Annotated in this window: 13 protein-coding genes and 1 pseudogene; 9 read left to right on the top strand and 5 right to left on the bottom strand. The window is 72.2% G+C overall.

Annotated features, from left to right (window positions below):
* Window positions 1-59 precede the first annotated feature (59 nt).
* Window positions 60-674, top strand: a complete 615-nt coding sequence (locus tag ACFQWG_RS06240) for a response regulator (RefSeq protein WP_291496231.1) — start codon at window positions 60-62, stop codon at window positions 672-674.
* 44 nt (window positions 675-718) lie between these two features.
* Here ACFQWG_RS06240 and ACFQWG_RS06235 read toward each other — a convergent pair whose 3' ends face one another.
* From ACFQWG_RS06235 to ACFQWG_RS06215, 5 genes are all read right to left on the bottom strand, one after another.
* The gene (locus ACFQWG_RS06235; RefSeq protein ID WP_380976259.1) at window positions 719-2401 is read right to left on the bottom strand and encodes a sensor histidine kinase; all 1683 of its coding nucleotides are present in this window, start codon (window positions 2399-2401) and stop codon (window positions 719-721) included.
* Window positions 2401-4161, bottom strand: a complete 1761-nt coding sequence (gene cydC, locus ACFQWG_RS06230) for a thiol reductant ABC exporter subunit CydC (protein ID WP_380973230.1) — start codon at window positions 4159-4161, stop codon at window positions 2401-2403. The genes ACFQWG_RS06235 and cydC overlap by 1 nt, the downstream gene beginning before the upstream one ends.
* Window positions 4158-5945: a thiol reductant ABC exporter subunit CydD gene (gene cydD, locus ACFQWG_RS06225; protein WP_380973227.1), complete on the bottom strand. Its 1788-nt coding sequence runs from the start codon at window positions 5943-5945 to the stop codon at window positions 4158-4160. The genes cydC and cydD overlap by 4 nt, the downstream gene beginning before the upstream one ends.
* Before the next feature lie 94 nt (window positions 5946-6039).
* Entirely contained in the window at window positions 6040-7161 is a 1122-nt protein-coding gene (gene cydB, locus ACFQWG_RS06220) for a cytochrome d ubiquinol oxidase subunit II (protein ID WP_380973224.1), read from the bottom strand.
* Between the two features lie 14 nt (window positions 7162-7175).
* Window positions 7176-8714, bottom strand: a complete 1539-nt coding sequence (locus ACFQWG_RS06215; protein WP_380973222.1) for a cytochrome ubiquinol oxidase subunit I — start codon at window positions 8712-8714, stop codon at window positions 7176-7178.
* Between the two features lie 389 nt (window positions 8715-9103).
* Here ACFQWG_RS06215 and ACFQWG_RS06210 point away from each other — a divergent pair, with 389 nt between their 5' ends.
* The 8 genes and pseudogenes from ACFQWG_RS06210 to ACFQWG_RS06175 all read left to right on the top strand — a co-directional run bounded on the left by ACFQWG_RS06210 (window position 9104) and on the right by ACFQWG_RS06175 (window position 16981).
* Window positions 9104-11542: an Rne/Rng family ribonuclease gene (locus ACFQWG_RS06210; RefSeq protein WP_380973220.1), complete on the top strand. Its 2439-nt coding sequence runs from the start codon at window positions 9104-9106 to the stop codon at window positions 11540-11542.
* 209 nt (window positions 11543-11751) lie between these two features.
* Entirely contained in the window at window positions 11752-12072 is a 321-nt protein-coding gene (gene rplU, locus ACFQWG_RS06205) for a 50S ribosomal protein L21 (protein ID WP_291496197.1), read from the top strand.
* Window positions 12073-12106: 34 nt separating this feature from the next.
* Complete coding sequence (gene rpmA / locus ACFQWG_RS06200; RefSeq protein ID WP_291496199.1) at window positions 12107-12367, top strand: 50S ribosomal protein L27; 261 nt, start codon at window positions 12107-12109, stop codon at window positions 12365-12367.
* Between the two features lie 80 nt (window positions 12368-12447).
* Window positions 12448-13989, top strand: a complete 1542-nt coding sequence (gene obgE / locus ACFQWG_RS06195) for a GTPase ObgE (protein WP_380973215.1) — start codon at window positions 12448-12450, stop codon at window positions 13987-13989.
* Window positions 13986-15088: pseudogene (gene proB / locus ACFQWG_RS06190) on the top strand (glutamate 5-kinase). Before obgE ends, proB begins: the two are co-directional and overlap by 4 nt.
* 83 nt (window positions 15089-15171) lie before the next feature.
* On the top strand, window positions 15172-15771 hold the full coding sequence (gene nadD, locus ACFQWG_RS06185) for a nicotinate-nucleotide adenylyltransferase (protein WP_380973212.1): 600 nt from the start codon (window positions 15172-15174) through the stop codon (window positions 15769-15771).
* A 119-nt stretch (window positions 15772-15890) separates the two neighbouring features.
* Entirely contained in the window at window positions 15891-16289 is a 399-nt protein-coding gene (gene rsfS / locus ACFQWG_RS06180) for a ribosome silencing factor (protein WP_380973209.1), read from the top strand.
* Window positions 16286-16981 carry a histidine phosphatase family protein gene (locus ACFQWG_RS06175; RefSeq protein ID WP_380973206.1) on the top strand — a complete coding sequence of 232 codons (696 nt, stop codon included), beginning with the start codon at window positions 16286-16288 and terminating at the stop codon, window positions 16979-16981. Before rsfS ends, ACFQWG_RS06175 begins: the two co-directional genes overlap by 4 nt.
* Window positions 16982-17001 lie beyond the last annotated feature (20 nt).

Raw genomic sequence — 17001 nt, 5'->3', positions numbered from 1 at the left:
CCCGGTACGATGGGGGAGTGATCGAGAACGTGAACCAGCCTGGCAGCCCCGTGCGCGTCATGATCGTCGACGACCACGAGATCGTGCGCCGGGGCATCGCCGAGATCGTCGACCGCTCGGACAATCTCGAGGTCGTCGCCGAGGCCGGCACCGTCGCCGACGCCCTGCGCCGCGCCGACCTGGTCCTGCCGGACGTCATTCTCATCGACCTTCAGCTGCCCGACGGCACGGGCATCGACATCATGGACGAGCTCAGCCACAGCCATCCGGAGATCAAGCCGATCGTCCTCACGTCCTTCGACGACGACGAGGCGCTGGCGGAGTCCCTGCAGAAGGGGGCCCGCGCCTACGTTCTCAAGACCGTGCGTGGGGCGGAGATCACCGACGTCATCAAGGCGGTGGCGGCCGGACGCGTCCTGCTGGACGAACGGACGGTGACGCGCCGGCGCGCCGATCACGACGACCCGACGGCGGATCTCACCCCTTCGGAGCGCAAGGTCCTCGAGCTCATCGGGGACGGCCTGAGCAACCGCGAGATCGGGGAGAAGCTCGGCGTCGCGGAGAAGACCGTCAAGAACCACATCACCTCGCTGCTGTCCAAGATGGGCCTCCAGCGCCGCACGCAGGTCGCCGCATGGGTGGCCGGCCAGCGCGCCGCCGCCTGGCGCAACTGACCGGATCCCCGGAGCCGCTCGCCCCCGCAGGCGGGGCCCGCGGGTCACGGTTTCGCCAGAGGCGCCCTCCACGCGATCTCCGTGCCGAGCCCGTTGATCCCGGGGTGGAACTCGAAGGTGCCGCCATGGCGGCGCGCGCGGGCCGCCAGGTTGCCCAGCCCCGAGTTGCGCGTGCGGTCCGGGTCGATGCCGGTGCCGTCGTCGGCGATGGCCACGGTGAGGGTCCCCGTCTCCTCGTGGCCCTCGATCTCGACCGTCACCCGCGCGGCGGTCGCGTGGGCGTGGCGGGCGATGTTGGACAGCCCCTCGCGGACGACGGCGACGACGTCGTCGGACAGGTCGTCGTCCACCCGGCCCTCCGCCTGCTCGGTCATCGTCTCCTCGCGGTCCTCCACGGCGTTGATGGCCTGGCCGTCCAGGGAGATGACCAGGGAGGGGGCGAAGCCCAGGAAGTTGCGGGCCAGCGACGCCTCGCGCCGGATGCGCTCGACCACCCCGACGTTCTGGTCGCGTTCGCGCAGATTGTGGACGATCGCCCGGATCTGGCGCACGGCCTCGTCGACGGAGGCCAGGGAGTCGTCCAGGGAGGAGATGATCTCCTCGCGGGTGAGTTCCCCGCCGGCGACCTTCTGCTTCGTGGCGTCCAGCTGCATGCCGGCGGCGAAGAGCTGCTGGATCGCGAAGTCGTGGAGGTCCCGCCCGATCCTGTCGCGCTCGTCCAGAAGGTTCGCGACGTCCTCGGCGTGGCGGGCGGACGCCAGCTCCAGCGCCAGGGTCGCCTGGGAGGCCAGGGACTCGGCGAGCGGCAGGTCGGAGGAGCCGAACTCGGAGCGGCCTTGGCGGCGCAGCAGGATGAGGACGCCGATCGACTTGCCCCGGGTGCGCAGCGGCGCGTAGAGGGCGGGCCCGAACTCGGAGAGCTCGGGCACCCGCATCGTCTGGGCGCGGGCCAGGGAGTCGACGATCATGCCAGTGCCCTCATGGAGGACGGACATCGCGCGGCCCTCCGGCGGGAAGACGACGCCGACGAGGCGCTCGGAGTGGTAGCCGTCCGCGATCTCCCCCGCCCAGGCGTCGCCGACGGAGGGGAGCACGATGAGCGCCGTGTCCGCCTCGGAGACCTCGCGCACCGAGTGCGCGATGAGGGCGAGGGCCTCCTCCTCGTCGGCGCCCTCGAGCATCGTCGTCGTGAGGTTCTGGGAGGCCGCGATCCACCGTTCGCGGTTGCGGGCCTCCGCGTAGAGCTCGGCGTTCTCCACGGCGACGCCCGCTGCCGAGGCGAGGGCCGTGACGATCTCGACATCGGTCTGGTCGAAGCCGCCGAATTTGTCGGTGAGGTAGAGGCGGCCGTAGACCTGCTCGTGGACCAGGACGGGCACGCCCAGGAAGTTCTCGATGCGGGGGTGGCCCGGGGGGAGGGGCACGGGCGAGTGGTCCGAATGGGCGACGTCGTTGACGATGAGCGAGCCCTCGGTGGGGATCTCCCCGATGAGCCCCAGCCCGACGGGCGGGTGCCCCATCTGGGCGGCCCGGCCGGTCGAGAAGCCGTGCTGGATGAACATCGAGGTCTCGCCCCAGTTGTCCAGGACGGACAGCGCGCCGTAGCGGGCGCCCGTCTGGCGGCAGGCCTGGTCGACGAAGTTCTGCAGGGCGGGTCGCAGGTGCAGGTTCGAGGTGAGGTCCAGGGCGGCTTCCAGCAGCCGGAAGTCCTGGCGGTCCGTGGTCATCATGCCTCCTGTTCGACAGCCCAACGGTAGCGGTCGCTGCGCCGCGTGAGCTCCTCGTGGGTCCCGCGGGCGACGACCCGGGCGGGGGCGCCCGGCGCGGGGCGGTCGAGGACGAGGACGAGGTCGGCGCCGCCCAGGGCGGACAGCCGGTGGGTGGCGACGACGACGCCGCGCCCGCGGGATCCGGTCGCCAGCAGGACGCGCATCAGCGCGTCGGCGGTGGGGGGATCCAGGTGCTCCGCGGGTTCGTCCAGCAGCATGAGCGGCGCCGGGGCGGCAACGGCCCGCGCCAGCAGGAGACGCCGACGCTCGCCCCCCGACACGGCGGTGCCGCCCGGGCCCAGCAGCGTGTCGAGGCCGCCGGGCAGTCGGTCCAGCCACTCGCCGAGGCCCGCGGTCGCCAGCAGCCGCGTCGCCTGTTCGGCGGTGAGCCCGGGGTCGGCGACGCGGAGGTTCTCCAGGACCGTCGTGTCGAAGACGTGGGCGTCCTCGGCGGTCATCGTGACCCGGGCTGTGACGTCGGCGCGGTCCCCGCCCCACACGTCGCACCCGTCCAGGGTCACCGTGCCCTCGACGGGCGCGAGCAGGCCGGCCAGCGTGGCGAGCAGCGTCGACTTCCCGATCCCGGAGGGGCCGACGAGCGCCAGGCGGGATCCGGGGCCCACCTCGAGGTCGATCCCGCGGGCGACGACGGGACCGCCGGGCCATCCGACCGCGAGCCCGCGCGCCACCAGGCGGGGGCCGTCCGGGCTCGCGGGGACGGGGTGGGCGGCCACCGGCGTGTCGTGGCCCAGCAGCTCGTCGATGCGCACGGCGGCCGAGGCCGAGCGCACGAGCTGCGTGGCCGCCCCGGACAGCTCGGCCGTGCCCTCGAAGGAGGACAACGGGGTGAGGACCAGGACGGCCAGGGCGACGGCGGCGACCTGGCCGGAGGCGGTCTGGGGGACGCCGACCAGCAGGGCGCCGACCACGGCCGCGCCCATCGCGATGCGGTCGATGCCCGAGGCCGCGCCGGACAGGCGCGCCGCGCGGGAGGCGGATCGGCTGAGGGCGTCCTCGACGTCGCGCAGGTGGCGGTGGAGGCGGGGGAGGGCCCCCGAGATCTGCAGTTCCGCCGCCCCGTCCATGACCGACATCGCCGTGGCCGCCAGGTCCGTGCGCGCCGAACGGGACTCCTCCTCGGCGACGCGGGCCGCTCGCATGAGGAGGAGGGGGGTGAGGACACCGGACACGACGAGGCATCCGGCCAGGATCAGGGCGCTCGCCGGGGACAGGAGCGCGATCCCGGCGACGGTGCCCGCTCCCACGATGGCGGTGACCGCGGCGGGCAGGAGAGCCTTGACCACGAGGTCGCCGACGTCGTCGACGTCGGCCCCGGTGCGGGCCAGGAGATCCCCGCGGCGCAGAGCGGCGACGCGGTCGACGCGGGCGGAGGCCAGGGCGTCGTAGAGGTTCTGGCGCAGCGCGTCCATGCCGGTGAGCGCCACGCGGTGGCTGGCGAGGCGCTGGAGGTAGCGCATGAGGGCGCGCGAGATGCCGAACATCCGCACGGCGACGGCGGCCACGGTCAGCGAGAGCACGGGGGGCTGCTGGGAGGCGCGGGCGATGAGCCAGGCGGAGGTCGCGGCCAGCCCGATCGCGGAGCCCAGCCACAGGACGCCGAGCAGGACGGACACGGCGACACCGCGGGCGTCGATCTCGAGGAGCCGGAGGACGCGGCGCAGGGCCCGGCGTTCGGCGCCGGTGAGGAACAGGGTCATCGCCGGGCGCTCCCCTGCTCGTGCGCCTTGTCCGCAGCGGCCTGGTCGGGATCCAGGAAGCCGGGGAGGCTGACGGAGACGTCGCCGAGGCGCTCCACGCGGGACAGCTGCGGCCACCGGCTCTCCTCCTGGGGGGTCGCCGCCCGCCAAGGCACGTCGATGATCTGGTCGGCGGCGGCGACGACGGCGGCGCGGTGGGCGATGACGATGACGATCCGCCCCTGGTCCCGCAGTCGCGCGAGCGTGCGCACCACGGTGGCCTCGCTCATGGCGTCCAGGTGGGCGGTGGGCTCGTCGAGGACCACCAGGCGCGAGTCGTCCAGGAGGGCGCGGGTGAGGGCCAGGCGCTGGCGCTGTCCGACGGACAGGCCGACGCCTCCCTGGCCGACGGGCGTGTCCCATCCCTGCCCGAGGCCGTCCACGACCGTGTCGAACCCCGTGGCCTGGGCCGCCTCGGCGAGAGTCGCCGGATCGGCGTCCCCGGGGAGGTTCGACCGCGCCGTCCCGGGCACCAGCTGCGGCGTCTGGGGCACCCAGGTGACGCCCGCCCACCACGAGGCCGGGTCGATGTCGGCCAGGCCGGTGGGCGTGCCCTCGGCGCGCGGGCGCACGAGGACCCGTCCGCGCGTGGCGGGCTCCAGCCCCAGCAGGACCATCGCCGTCGTGGACTTCCCCGAGCCGGACGGGCCGCGCAGGGCGGTGACGGTGCCGGGGGAGAGCACGGCCGACAGTCCCGCGGGCGCCCACGCGCCCCGCGCGGCCACCCAGAGGTCGTCGAGGACGATGTCGGCGTCGGCGAGACGGGGCGCGGCCGACGAGCCGCGCGGCGGCTCCTCAGCCTCCAGCACGTCGAAGGCGGCGGCCGCGGCCGCCACGCCGTTGGCGGAGGCGTGGAACTGGGCGCCCACCTGGCGCAGCGGCTCGAAGACCTCCGGGGCGAGCATGATGATGACCAGCCCGGTGGCGAGGCCGACGTGGCCGTAGACCAGGCGCATACCGACCTCGACGGCCACGAGCGCGACGGACAGCGTCGCCAGGAACTCCAGGACGCCGCCCGAGAGGAACGCGACGCGCAGGGTCGCCATCGTGGTCCGGGTGTTGTCTCGGCCCAGACGGCGGATGTGATCGCGGGGGGCTCCTTCGCGCCCCAGCGCCCGGAGCGTGGGCAGCCCCGACATGAGGTCCAGCAGCTGGGAGCCCAGGCGCTCCATCGCCAGCAGCTTCTTCTCCGAGGATTCCTGTGTGAAACGCCCGATGAGGATCATGAACACGGGGATCAGCGGGACGGTGAGCGCCGAGATCAGGGCGGACCAGAAGTCCTGGAGGAGGATCGTGACGAGGGCCAGCGGGGTGACGGTGACGACCAGCACCAGCTGGGGGAGGAACTTGACGAAGTAGGGCTCCAGGTCGTCGAGCCCGCGGGTGACCAGGGTGGCTGTGTCGGCGCCGTGGCGGGCCCGCCACCGCGGCCCCAGGCGCTCGGCCTTCTCGACGAGGGCGGATCTCAGCTCGCGGATCGTCCCCTCCGCGGCGCGGCGGCCCCAGGCCTCCCGCAGGCCGACCGTGAGGCCGCGGGCGAGGACGATCGCGGCCAGCGCCGCGATGGGGCGGCGCACGTCGCCCAGCGTGGCGGTGCCCTCGATGACGGGGCTGGCCGCCCGGGAGATGAGGAAGGCCTGGACGATGACCAGGACGGCGGTGAGGAGCCCCAGGACGGCGATGGTGAGGATGTAGCGGCGCGCGGAGCGCGCGTACGTCATCAACCGCGGGTCGAAGGGCTTCACGTGACCATTCTGTCAGGGTCTGCCTGCCGGGGTGCGGGGCGGGGGCGGGGCCGGGCGTCCGGCCCCGCCCCCGGCAGGTGGGAGGGCGGCGGTCTCAGCCGACCAGGAAGTTGCGGCCGAGCCGGATGGAACGGGGCGGCAGCCCCGCGTTCTCCTCGACGTCCTGGGCGGACACGCGGCGGCGGAACGTCCAGTAGGACCAGGCCGTGTAGACGAGGACGACGGGGACGAGGACCAGCGCCACGACCGACATGATCCGCAGCGTGGGACCGGTGGCCGAGGCCTGGTCGATGGTCAGCGAGTAGGCCGGATCGATGCTGGACTTCATGACGGCGGGAGCCATCGCGCAGAAGATCCAGGAGACCACGCCGGCGATGCCCACGGCGGACAGCGCGAAGGACGGGCCTTCGCGTCGCGTCGCCCGCTGCGCGAGAGCCGCGGAGGCGATGAGCGAGAGGGCCGCGATGACCAGCGGGATCCACGCGTAGACGTTGCTCGCGTAGGCGAACTGCCCCCACAGGGCGACGACCGCCACCAGGGCGACGGCCACGACGGAGACGGGAGCGGCCAGCGTGTTCGCCCGCTCGCGCACCGGCCCCTGCGTCTTGAGCGCCAGGAACTGGGCGCCCAAAGAGACGCACAGGGCGACGACGGCCACGCCGGTGAGCAGCGTGAAGGGGGTGAGCAGGCTGAAGAACCCGCCGGTGAGCTGGTGGGCGGAGGTGGCGGTCGCAGCCTCGACGTCCGCCGTGGGCACGACCTGCTGGGTCGCCCGGTCCACGACCTCGATCCTCATGCCCTGGGCGAGGTTGCCGAAGGCGACCCCCAGCAGGAGGGGCACGCCCACCGCGGCGGCCGTGTGGAACCCGTCCCACACCGCGCGCCACTTCTCCGTGGCGATCTTCGAGCGCCACTCGAGGGCGGAGATGCGCAGGATGAGCAGGACGAGGATGAGGAAGAGGGCCAGGTACATGCCCGAGAACATCGTCGCGTACCACTCGGGGAACGCGGCGAAGGTCGCCCCGCCGGCCGTCAGCAGCCACACCTCGTTGCCGTCCCAGTGCGGGCCGATGGTACGCACGACGGAGGTGCGCTCGCGGTCGTTCTTCGCCACGACGTGCAGCAGCATGCCGACGCCGAAGTCGAAGCCCTCGAGGACCAGGTACCCGGTCCACAGGACGGCGATGAGGATGAACCAGAGGATGCTCAGTGTCATGGGAGTCTCCCTGCTCAGTAGCCGAAGGACAGGGCGCCCACGGACTCGTCGTCCGGCGTCGTGTCGGCGGTGGAGGAGTGGATGCCCTCACGGGCGTAGCGCCGCATCAGGCCGATCCAGACGACGGCGAGCGCCAGGTAGAGCAGCGTGAACACGATGAGCGTCGCGAGCACCTGCCCGGCGGGCACCGCGGTCGAGATGCCGGCCTGGGTGAGCATGAAGACCGACCCCCCGCTGGCCAGGTCCTCCAGGTTCGGCACGACGACCCACGGCTGGCGTCCCATCTCGGTGAGGATCCAGCCCATCGAGGCCGCGATGAAGGGCGTGGGCACGGTGATGAGCGCGAACGTGCCGAGCTTGCGGTCCGTGGGCACGCGGCCCCGTCGCACGGCCCACAGCCCCCACGCGGCCAGGACCGCGGCGAAGGCGCCGAGGCCGATCATGAGTCGGAACGACCAGAAGGTGACGGTCTGGGGCGGGCGGAAGTCGTAGTCGGCGGCGTCGCCGTACTTCGCGACGAAGTCGGGGTTCGCGTTGAGCGTGTCGACGAGGTCCCGCTGGATGTCGGCCACGCCCTGGATCTCGCCGTGTGGGTCGTTGGTGAACAGGATCGAGGACACGTAGGGGATCTCGATGAACTTGGTCGGCTCCCCCGAGTCGTCGGTCGGGCAGGACCCGAATTGGGCGACCGTCATCGCGACCTCGGTGTCGGAGACGCACACGCCGTCGGCGGCGGCCATCTTCATGGGCTGGACCCGGGCCACCTCCTGGCCCTGGATGTGGCCCGTCCCGATGGTGAGCACCCCGGAGACCAGCATGATGACCAGTCCGAACACGGCGACGGGACGCCACGTCTCCTGCGCCTCCGCGTGGCCCGCCTTCCCGCCCTCGCGGGCGGCGCGGGTCATCCACCAGATTGAGATGCCGGCGACGAAGGTCGCGGCGATGAGCCACGCGCTGACGATGACGTGCGTGAACTCCCAGACCAGGACCGAGTTGGTGATGACCTCGAGGAATCCGCCGACGCCGTCGAGCTCGGCGCGGCCGGTCTCCGCGTTGTACACGGTGCCGACCGGGTGCTGCATCCAGGAGTTCGCCGCCAGGATCCACAGGGCGGAGAGCATCGTGCCGATGGCCACGAACCAGATGCACGCCAGGTGCCAGCCTTTGGACAGCCGGCCCCAGCCGAAGATCCACAGTCCCAGGAACGTCGACTCCAGGAAGAAGGCGAGGAGAGCCTCGACGGCCAGGGGGGCGCCGAAGATGTCGCCGACATAGCGGGAGTACTCCGACCAGTTCATGCCGAACTGGAACTCCTGGACAATGCCGGTGGCCACGCCCAGCGCGAAGTTGATGAGCAGCAGCTTGCCGAAGAAGCGCGTGGCTTGGAGCCAGGCGTCCTTGCCTGTGCGGTGCCAGATCGTCTGCATGATGGCCACCAGCAGGGACAGCCCGATGGTGAGCGGCACCAGGAGGAAGTGGTAGACGGTCGTGATCCCGAACTGCCACCGCCCCACGGCCACCGCATCGAGTGCCGCAGGAACCAACGTCATGGTGACGGCCTTTCGTGTCGGAGGGGATGGACGAGCGCACCGTCCCGGACCGGGGACCAGGATCGTGGCGCGATGTCACCAACCTATCGCACCGACCGAACGGTCAGGAACTGTTTGGGGCGTGTCCTCGCGATGAGGTGTGGGCAGACGCTCAGCGGCGCTCCGGGACCGCGCGCGATGTCTGTGCCACAATGAGAGGACAACGGACGTCGCGGGCGCACCCCCGCGGCGGGAACCGGGTGAGCCTGTGGGCCGGAGACGGCCCTGGCCCCGTGTGTCGCCGCGAACCCCGCGGTCCTGGAGGATTTCCGCCCCGAGCGGGCGAGCCGCGGCGCAGGCCGGTGCGGGCCCGGCGCCCACACAATTGGAGAACTGTGAGTACTTCCGACATGACATCGGCACCTGAGACCCCGGCGTCCTCGTTGCTGTTCCAGGCGCCGGCTTTTCAGGCCCCTGCCTTCGCCGAGCCGTCCTTCGACGGCGAGTCCTCCTCCTCGCGCGGCCCGGGCCGCACCCGCACGGAGGACGATGGGGACCGCGAGGAACCCGCTCCGCGCGGGCGGCGGCGCAGGCGCGGGGCAGGATCCGCCCAAGAGGACGCGCCGGCCCCCGCCCCGGCCTCAGACGCATCCGACCCCGAGCAGGGCGAGCCGGAGGAGCAGGAGGCCGCGCCCAAGCGCCGGTCGCGCCGCTCGCGCCGCGCCCGCTCCGCCGAGCAGGAGCCCGCCTCCCAGGAGTCCCCGGCGGAGGAATCCTCCTCCGAGGGGGACAGCGGGGCGGAACCGGAGGCGGGACAGCCGGAGGAGGAGCCCGCGGGCTCGTCCTCGTCCGCCCCGGCTGAGGAAGAGGAGGGCCAGGGCTCGGCGACGCGCAGGAGGCGCCGCCGCCGTTCCCGCTCCTCCTCCCCGGACGCGGAGCCGGAGGACCTATCCGACCAGGTCAAGGCCCTCAAGGGCTCGACCCGCCTGGAGGCGAAGAAGCAGCGACGCAAGGAGGGGCGCAAGGAGGGGCGGCGCCACCACGTCATCACGGAGTCGGAGTTCCTCGCCAGGCGTGAGTCCGTGACGCGCGAGATGGTCATCCGCCGCCGCGATGGCCTGGACCAGATCGCGGTGTTGGAGGACGGGCTCCTCGTCGAGCACTATGTCGCCCGCCACACCCAGCAGTCGGCGGTCGGCAACATCTACCTCGGCCGCGTCCAGAACGTCCTGCCCTCGATGGAGGCCGCCTTCATCGACATCGGGCGCGGGCGCAACGCCGTGCTCTACGCCGGCGAGGTGAACTGGGACGCCGTCGGACTGGAGGGTCGCCCCCGCCGCATCGAGAGCGCGCTGAGGTCCGGCGACGCGGTGCTGGTCCAGGTGACGAAGGACCCGATCGGCCATAAGGGCGCGCGCCTGACCAGCCAGATCACGCTGGCCGGACGCTACCTCGTCCTGATCCCACACGGCTCGATGATGGGGATCTCCCGCAAGCTCCCGGAGAACGAGCGCCAGCGTCTGAAGAAGATCCTCAAGAAGGTTGTGCCCGGCCACGCGGGCGTCATCGTGCGCACCGCCGCCGAGGGCGCGTCGGAGCAGCAGCTGTCCGACGATGTCGCGCGGCTCACGCGGCAGTGGGAGGACATCGAGAAGAAGCAGCAGAGCACGAAGGGCGCGCCGAAACTGCTGCGCGGCGAGCCGGAGCTCGCCGTGCGCGTCGTGCGCGACATCTTCAACGAGGACTTCACGGAGCTCGTCATCCAGGGCAAGGAGACCTACCAGACGGTCGCCGACTACGTCGCCGAGCTGTCCCCGGAGCTCTCCGACCGCGTCCAGCTGTGGACCGGAACGGACGACGTCTTCCACGCCCACCGCGTCGACGAGCAGCTGGCCAAGGGCATGGACCGCAAGGTGTGGCTGCCCAGCGGCGGCACGCTGATCATCGACCGCACCGAGGCGATGACGGTCATCGACGTCAACACCGGCAAGTACATCGGCAAGGGCGGCACCCTGGAGGAGACCGTCACCCGCAACAACCTGGAGGCCGCGGAGGAGATCGTCCGCCAGCTGCGCCTGCGCGACATCGGCGGCATCGTCATCGTCGACTTCGTCGACATGGTGCTGGAGTCCAACCGCGACCTCGTGCTGCGCCGCCTCGTCGAGTGCCTGGGACGGGACCGCACGCGCCACCAGGTCACGGAGATCACGTCGCTGGGCCTGGTCCAGATGACCCGCAAGCGCGTCGGCGAGGGCCTCGTCGAGGCCTTCTCCACCCCGTGCGAGGTGTGCGAGGGCCGCGGGTTCATCGTCCACGACCACCCCGTCGAGCACGCCGGGTCGGAGGAGCCCGCGGGGGAGTCGCGCCCGAACCGCCACTCCCGCAAGAAGGCGGCCGAGGAGCCTCGCCGCATCGACGAGGGCCCGGAGCGCGAGAAGGCCCGCGAGGCCATGTCCGCCATCGCCGCCGCGTCCGGTCACGGGCACAGGGACGAGGGCGACGCCGCGGGGGAGGGCGCCGCAGCTGACGGGGCCGCCGAGCCGGGGCAGATCCAGAAGGGGACCGCCCAGGCCGCGGGGCCGGAACCGGAGAAGCCGGCCTCGTCCTCGTCCTCCCGGCGTCCGCGCCGGCGCCGCGCGGCCACGGCCAGCGTCGTCGAGCCGCCCGCGGAGGCGGCGCCCGCCGGGGTCCAGGAGACGACCTCCGGGTCGGCCCAGGCGCACCGGGTGACCTCCCTCGAGGAGATCGCGCTGCCGGATTCCCACGCCGAGGAGCCCCGCGCGCCCCAGACCCGCAGGCGCCACCGCCGCGCGGTCTCCTCCGGGGTCGTGGACACCGACCAGGGCTGAGGCCTCTCCTCCCCGCCCCTCCCCGGGCGCGGGCGCGTGTGGAATCGCACAGGTCCCAGGGCCGGCGCGGACTCCTCGCGGCTTGCCCGGGCTCGGGGCCATCGACTAGATTGGATCGTCGGCGCACACAGGCGCCAACGGGAACCGCCCCTCCTCCGGGTCCACCCTCGGCCGATGTCCGGGGAGCTCCCGTTCCGAACAAGACAGAGATGAGCTCCAACGTGGTCTACGCGATCGTCAAGGCCGGCGGCCGGCAGGAAAAGGTGTCCGTCGGTGACGTCGTCGTCGTCGACAAGCTGGCCGACGAGATCGGCTCCAGCATCGAACTCCAGCCGCTGATGCTGGTCGACGGTGGCACGGTCACCACCGACAGGTCCGCTCTGGAGAAGGTCACCGTCCGCGCGGAGGTCGTCGACTCCGCCAAGGGGCCGAAGATCTCCATCATCAAGTTCAAGAACAAGACCGGTTACCGCAAGCGCATGGGGCATCGTCAGAAGATGTCGGTCGTCAAGGTCACCGAGATCGCCTGATCCACCTCCCCCCGAGCAGAAAGCATCCACTGAAATGGCACACAAGAAGGGCCTCGGGTCCTCCCGCAACGGCCGTGACTCGAACGCACAGCGCCTCGGCGTCAAGCGCTTCGGTGGCCAGGTGGTCAACGCCGGCGAGATCATCGTCCGCCAGCACGGCACGCACTTCCACCCCGGCGACGGCGTGGGCATCGGCAAGGACGACACGCTGTTCGCGCTGCGCCCCGGCGCGGTCCGTTTCGCCACCCGCCGCGACCGCCGCGTCGTCGACGTGGTCGAGCCCGTCGAGGCCTGACCCGGTCCGCGCACTCGGGCAACGGGGCGTCCGGCTTGTGCCGGGCGCCCCGTTCGCACACCGTCCCACAGGAGTTGACAATGGCCAGTTTCGTCGATCGGGCGATCGTCCACGTCGCAGGCGGCGACGGAGGCAATGGAGTGGCGTCGGTGCACCGTGAGAAGTTCAAGCCGCTGGGCGGGCCCGACGGCGGGGACGGCGGGAATGGCGGATCCGTCGTGCTGGTTGTCGACCCGCAGGTCACGACCCTGCTCGGCTACCATCACCGTCCCCACCGCCGTGCCGGCAACGGCACGCCCGGCATGGGCGACTTCCGCCAGGGACGCACGGGCGGCGACGCGGTGCTCCCTGTCCCCGAGGGCACCGTGGTGAAGTCGGTCGACGGCGAGCTGCTGGCCGACCTCACGGGCGAGGGCGCCTCCTTCGTCGCGGCGCAGGGCGGGCGCGGCGGCCTGGGGAATGCGGCGCTCGCGTCGAGGAGGCGCAAAGCGCCCGGATTCGCGCTGCTGGGGGAGCCCGGCGAGGAGCGCGACATCGTCCTGGAGCTGAAGTCGGTGGCCGATGTCGCCCTGGTCGGCTTCCCATCCTCGGGAAAGTCCTCCCTCATCGCCGCCATGTCCGCGGCGCGTCCGAAGATCGCCGACTACCCGTTCACGACCCTGGTGCCCAACCTCGGCGTCGTCGAGGCGGGGGAGACCCGCTACACCGTGGCGGATGTGCCGGGGCTCATCCCCGGGGCCTCCCGGGGCAAGGGACTGGGACTGGAGTTCCTCCGCCACATCGAGCGCTGCGCCGTCATCGTCCACGTCGTCGACACGGTGGCCGTGGAGTACGAGCGCGACCCCGTCTCCGACATCCGGGCGATCGAGACGGAGCTCGGCGCCTACCAAGGGGACCTCGGCGAGGTCGAGGGATACGTCCCGATCATGGACCGGCCCCGCGTGGTCGTCCTCAACAAGGTGGACATCCCCGACGGGCGCGAACTGGCGGAGCTCATGCGCCCGGCGCTCGACGAGTTCGGATGGCCGGTCCTCGAGGTCTCCGCCGTCACACACGAGGGGCTCAGGGAGTTCTCCTTCGAGCTCGCCGGGCTCGTGCGCCGCCAGCGCGAGCTCCTGCCCTCCCTTCCCCAGCGGCGCCCGGTCATCACGCCCCGCGCGGTGGGGGCGCTCGACGCGATCACCGTGGAGCGCCGCAGCCTCGGAGGCGAGGCCGTCTACCAGGTCCGCGGCGAGAAGCCGGAGCGCTGGGTGCGCCAGACGGACTTCTCCAACGACGAGGCGGTCGGCTACCTGGCGGACCGCCTGGCGGCCGCCGGCGTCGAGGAACGGCTGATGGAGGCGGGCGCGGCGGCCGGCGACACCGTGGTCATCGGGCCCCTGGAGGGCGGCGTCGTCTTCGACTGGGAGCCGACGCTGACCACGGGGCCAGAGCTGCTGGGGTCGCGTGGGACCGACCTGCGCCTGGACCAGTCCGATCGGCCCTCGCGCAAGGAGCGCAAACACCAGCACCACGAGACGATGGATGCGAAGACCGCGGCCCGCGAGGAGCTGTGGAACGAGCGCGAGGCCGGGCTGTGGACGGACGCCGGGCAGGATGAGCCGGGGAGAGGGACGCGATGAGCGCCGGTCTGGCCCAGGCCCGGCGCGTCGTCGTCAAGATCGGGTCCTCGTCGCTGACACGCGAGGACGGAGGCCTGGACCTCAACCGGATCGACGTCGTCGCGCGGACGGCGGCCCAGTGGTGCCGCGGAGGCCGTGAGATCGTCATCGTGTCCTCGGGAGCCGTGGCCGCGGGACTGGAGCCTCTGGGCCTCGCCGCCCGCCCGAGGGACCTGGCCACGATCCAGGCGGCCGCCGCGATGGGGCAGGGGCTTCTGGTCGCGCGCTGGTCGTCGGCCTTCCAGTCCCATCACCGTCACGTCGCCCAGGTGCTGCTCACGACGGATGACGTCATGCGGCGCGAGCACTACACGAACGCGCGTCAGGCGCTGGAGAGGCTGCTGGGATTCGGCGTGGTGCCCATCGTCAACGAGAACGACACGGTGGCCACGCGCGAGGTCCGCTTCGGCGACAACGACCGCCTGGCCTCCTACGTCGCGCAGATCATCGCGGCGGACGCGCTGATCCTCCTCACCGACGTCGACGGGCTGTACACCCTGCCGCCCGACCGCCCCGGCGCCCGGCTGATCCCGGTCGTCGAGGACGCCGAGGCGCTGCGCCCCGTCCTCGTCACGGGCGCGGGATCGCGGGTGGGGTCGGGCGGCATGGTGACGAAGGTCCAGGCGGCCACGATGGCGGCGGCCTCGGGCGCGGGCGTGCTGCTCACCCGGGCCGACGCCCTGGAGGCGGCGCTGGCCGGCGAGCAGGTGGGCACGTGGTTCCCCCCGACGGAGTCGCGCCCGGCCTCGCGGACCCTGTGGATCGCCTACGCCGCGCCCTCGCGGGGGAGCTGCTGGTGGACCAGGGGGCGGCCGACGCCCTCACAGGGGGCAAGAAGTCGTTGCTGGCCGCCGGCGTCCGCCAGGTCATCAGTTCCTTCGAGTCCGGGGACGTCGTCGACATCGCGGGTCCGTCGGGGCTGGTGGGGCGTGGGATCGTCGCCTACGACTCCGACTCCGTGGCGGCGATGGCGGGGATGTCGGCCCGCGACCTCCTCGCCCAGGGATGGGAGAACCCCAGGCCCGTCGTCCACCGCGACGACCTGGCGATCCTGGCCTGACCGGCCAGTACAGCGGTACCCTGTCAACCCGTGAGTGGGCGGCCGACGCCGTCCGTTCGACCCACCCGTGTGAGGAGGCCCTCATGGACGCCATCACCCGCCGCCCGTCCATCGGCATCATGGGCGGCACCTTCGACCCGATCCACCACGGGCACCTGGTCGCGGCCTCGGAGGCGATGAACGTCTTCAACCTGGACCAGGTGATCTTCGTGCCCGCCGCCATGCAGCCCTTCAAGGCGGGGCGGCGCGTCACCCCCGCGGAGCACCGGTATCTCATGACGGTCATCGCGACGGCCTCGAACCCGCGTTTCGACGTCTCCCGGGTGGACATCGACCGCGGCGGCTGGACCTACACGATCGACACGCTCACGGACATCGGGCGGCAGTACCCCGATGCGGACCTGTTCTTCATCACGGGCGCCGACGCCCTGGCCCAGATCGCGGAGTGGAAGGACTCGGACCGGCTCTTCGAGATGGCCCACTTCATCGGCGTGACGCGCCCCGGCCACGTCCTGCGCGCCACCGGCCTGCCCAGCCGGTCGGTGTCGCTGCTGGAGGTGCCGGCCATGGCGATCTCCTCCACGGACTGCCGCGACAGGGTCCGCCGGGGCAAGCCCGTGTGGTACCTGGTCCCCGACGGGGTCGTCCAGTACATCGCGAAGTACCGGCTCTACCAGATGTAGCGGCGGCGCCCGTGAGGTCGGCGGGTCGGGAGACCGGGCGCCGTGCCGTGTCATTCCGGCGTGCACGAGCGGGGCGTGGCAAACTGGGGGTGAGGGATCACCGACGGACGGGAGACACCGTGACAGTGGGCCGCGACACCCTGGACATCCTCTCAATCGCCGCGGAGGCCGCGGCCGACAAGCTCGCCACCAAGCCGGTAGTCGTCGATGTGTCAGGGCGTCTGGGCATCTCCGACGCCTTCCTCATCGCCTCGGCCCCCACAGATCGCCAGGTGAGGGCCATCGCGGAGGAGGTCATGGACCGCGTGAGCCGCGACCGCGGCGTTCTTCCCCTTCGCATCGAGGGCCGCGTCGACGCCCGGTGGGTCCTCCTGGACTACGGGATGGGCGTCGTCCATGTCCTCACCGAGGAGGACCGCGAGTACTACGCCCTGGAGAAGCTGTGGGGGGACTGCCCGCAGGTGGCCGCGGAGGAACTGGCGTCGGCGGATCTGGCCTGGTCGCGGGCGGCCGTGTGAGGACAGCGACAGCGGCGCGTGTCGTCCTGCTGCGGCACGGCCAGACAGACTTCAACGCCCAGGGACGGTTCCAGGGCGCCTCCGACATCCCCCTCAATGACACCGGCCGGGCCCAGGCGCGCTGCGCGGGCCGACTGCTGGCGCACCGGCTGGGGAGCGGGGGCACACGCGCGCGCATAGCGTGCTCACCGCTCGCGCGAGCGCGGGAGACCGCGCGGATCGTCGCGGGGGAACTGGAGGCCGCGGGGATCCGGCCCGTGGACGAGGGCGGCGCCGTGATGCCGGGGCCGGCTGTCGACGACCGCCTCATCGAGCGTTCCTATGGGCTGTTTGAGGGATTGACCCGGGCCGAGATCGAACGGGAGATGCCGGACGCCTTCGCGACGTGGAGACGGACGGGGGAGTGCGCGGAGGCGGACATCGAGTCCTCCCAGTCGGCGGGGGAGAGGATGCGCGCGGCCGTCGAGGCCCACGCTCGCGGCTGGGCGGGCGGCACCCTGGTCATCGTGTCCCACGGGTCCGCGATCGTGCGGGGGGTCGAGATGATGATCGGGCTGGACCCCTTGACGTTCACCGGCCTGCGCGGCCTGGACAACTGCCACTGGTCGGAACTGGTCCCCGGCCAGGCGGGCGACGGCTGGCGGCTGGCCGCCCACAACCTGGGGCCGATCGAAGAGGTTCTGCGCGCGTGAGCACCCGCACATCACAGCGG

Source organism: Schaalia naturae, from assembly GCF_042665795.1.
In the GTDB taxonomy this organism is placed as follows: domain Bacteria; phylum Actinomycetota; class Actinomycetes; order Actinomycetales; family Actinomycetaceae; genus Pauljensenia; species Pauljensenia naturae.
Note: the sequence above shows the minus strand (reverse complement) of the source record. Positions and strands in the feature narration are given on the sequence as shown.

Coding starts and splice junctions, on each gene's coding strand:
- ACFQWG_RS06240 (WP_291496231.1), top strand. CDS start 60: ATGATCGTCGACGACCACGAGATCGTGCGCCGGGGCATCGCCGAGATC.
- ACFQWG_RS06235 (WP_380976259.1), bottom strand. CDS start 2,401: ATGACCACGGACCGCCAGGACTTCCGGCTGCTGGAAGCCGCCCTGGAC.
- cydC (WP_380973230.1), bottom strand. CDS start 4,161: ATGACCCTGTTCCTCACCGGCGCCGAACGCCGGGCCCTGCGCCGCGTC.
- cydB (WP_380973224.1), bottom strand. CDS start 7,161: ATGACACTGAGCATCCTCTGGTTCATCCTCATCGCCGTCCTGTGGACC.
- ACFQWG_RS06215 (WP_380973222.1), bottom strand. CDS start 8,714: ATGACGTTGGTTCCTGCGGCACTCGATGCGGTGGCCGTGGGGCGGTGG.
- ACFQWG_RS06210 (WP_380973220.1), top strand. CDS start 9,104: ATGACATCGGCACCTGAGACCCCGGCGTCCTCGTTGCTGTTCCAGGCG.
- rplU (WP_291496197.1), top strand. CDS start 11,752: ATGAGCTCCAACGTGGTCTACGCGATCGTCAAGGCCGGCGGCCGGCAG.
- rpmA (WP_291496199.1), top strand. CDS start 12,107: ATGGCACACAAGAAGGGCCTCGGGTCCTCCCGCAACGGCCGTGACTCG.
- obgE (WP_380973215.1), top strand. CDS start 12,448: ATGGCCAGTTTCGTCGATCGGGCGATCGTCCACGTCGCAGGCGGCGAC.
- nadD (WP_380973212.1), top strand. CDS start 15,172: ATGGACGCCATCACCCGCCGCCCGTCCATCGGCATCATGGGCGGCACC.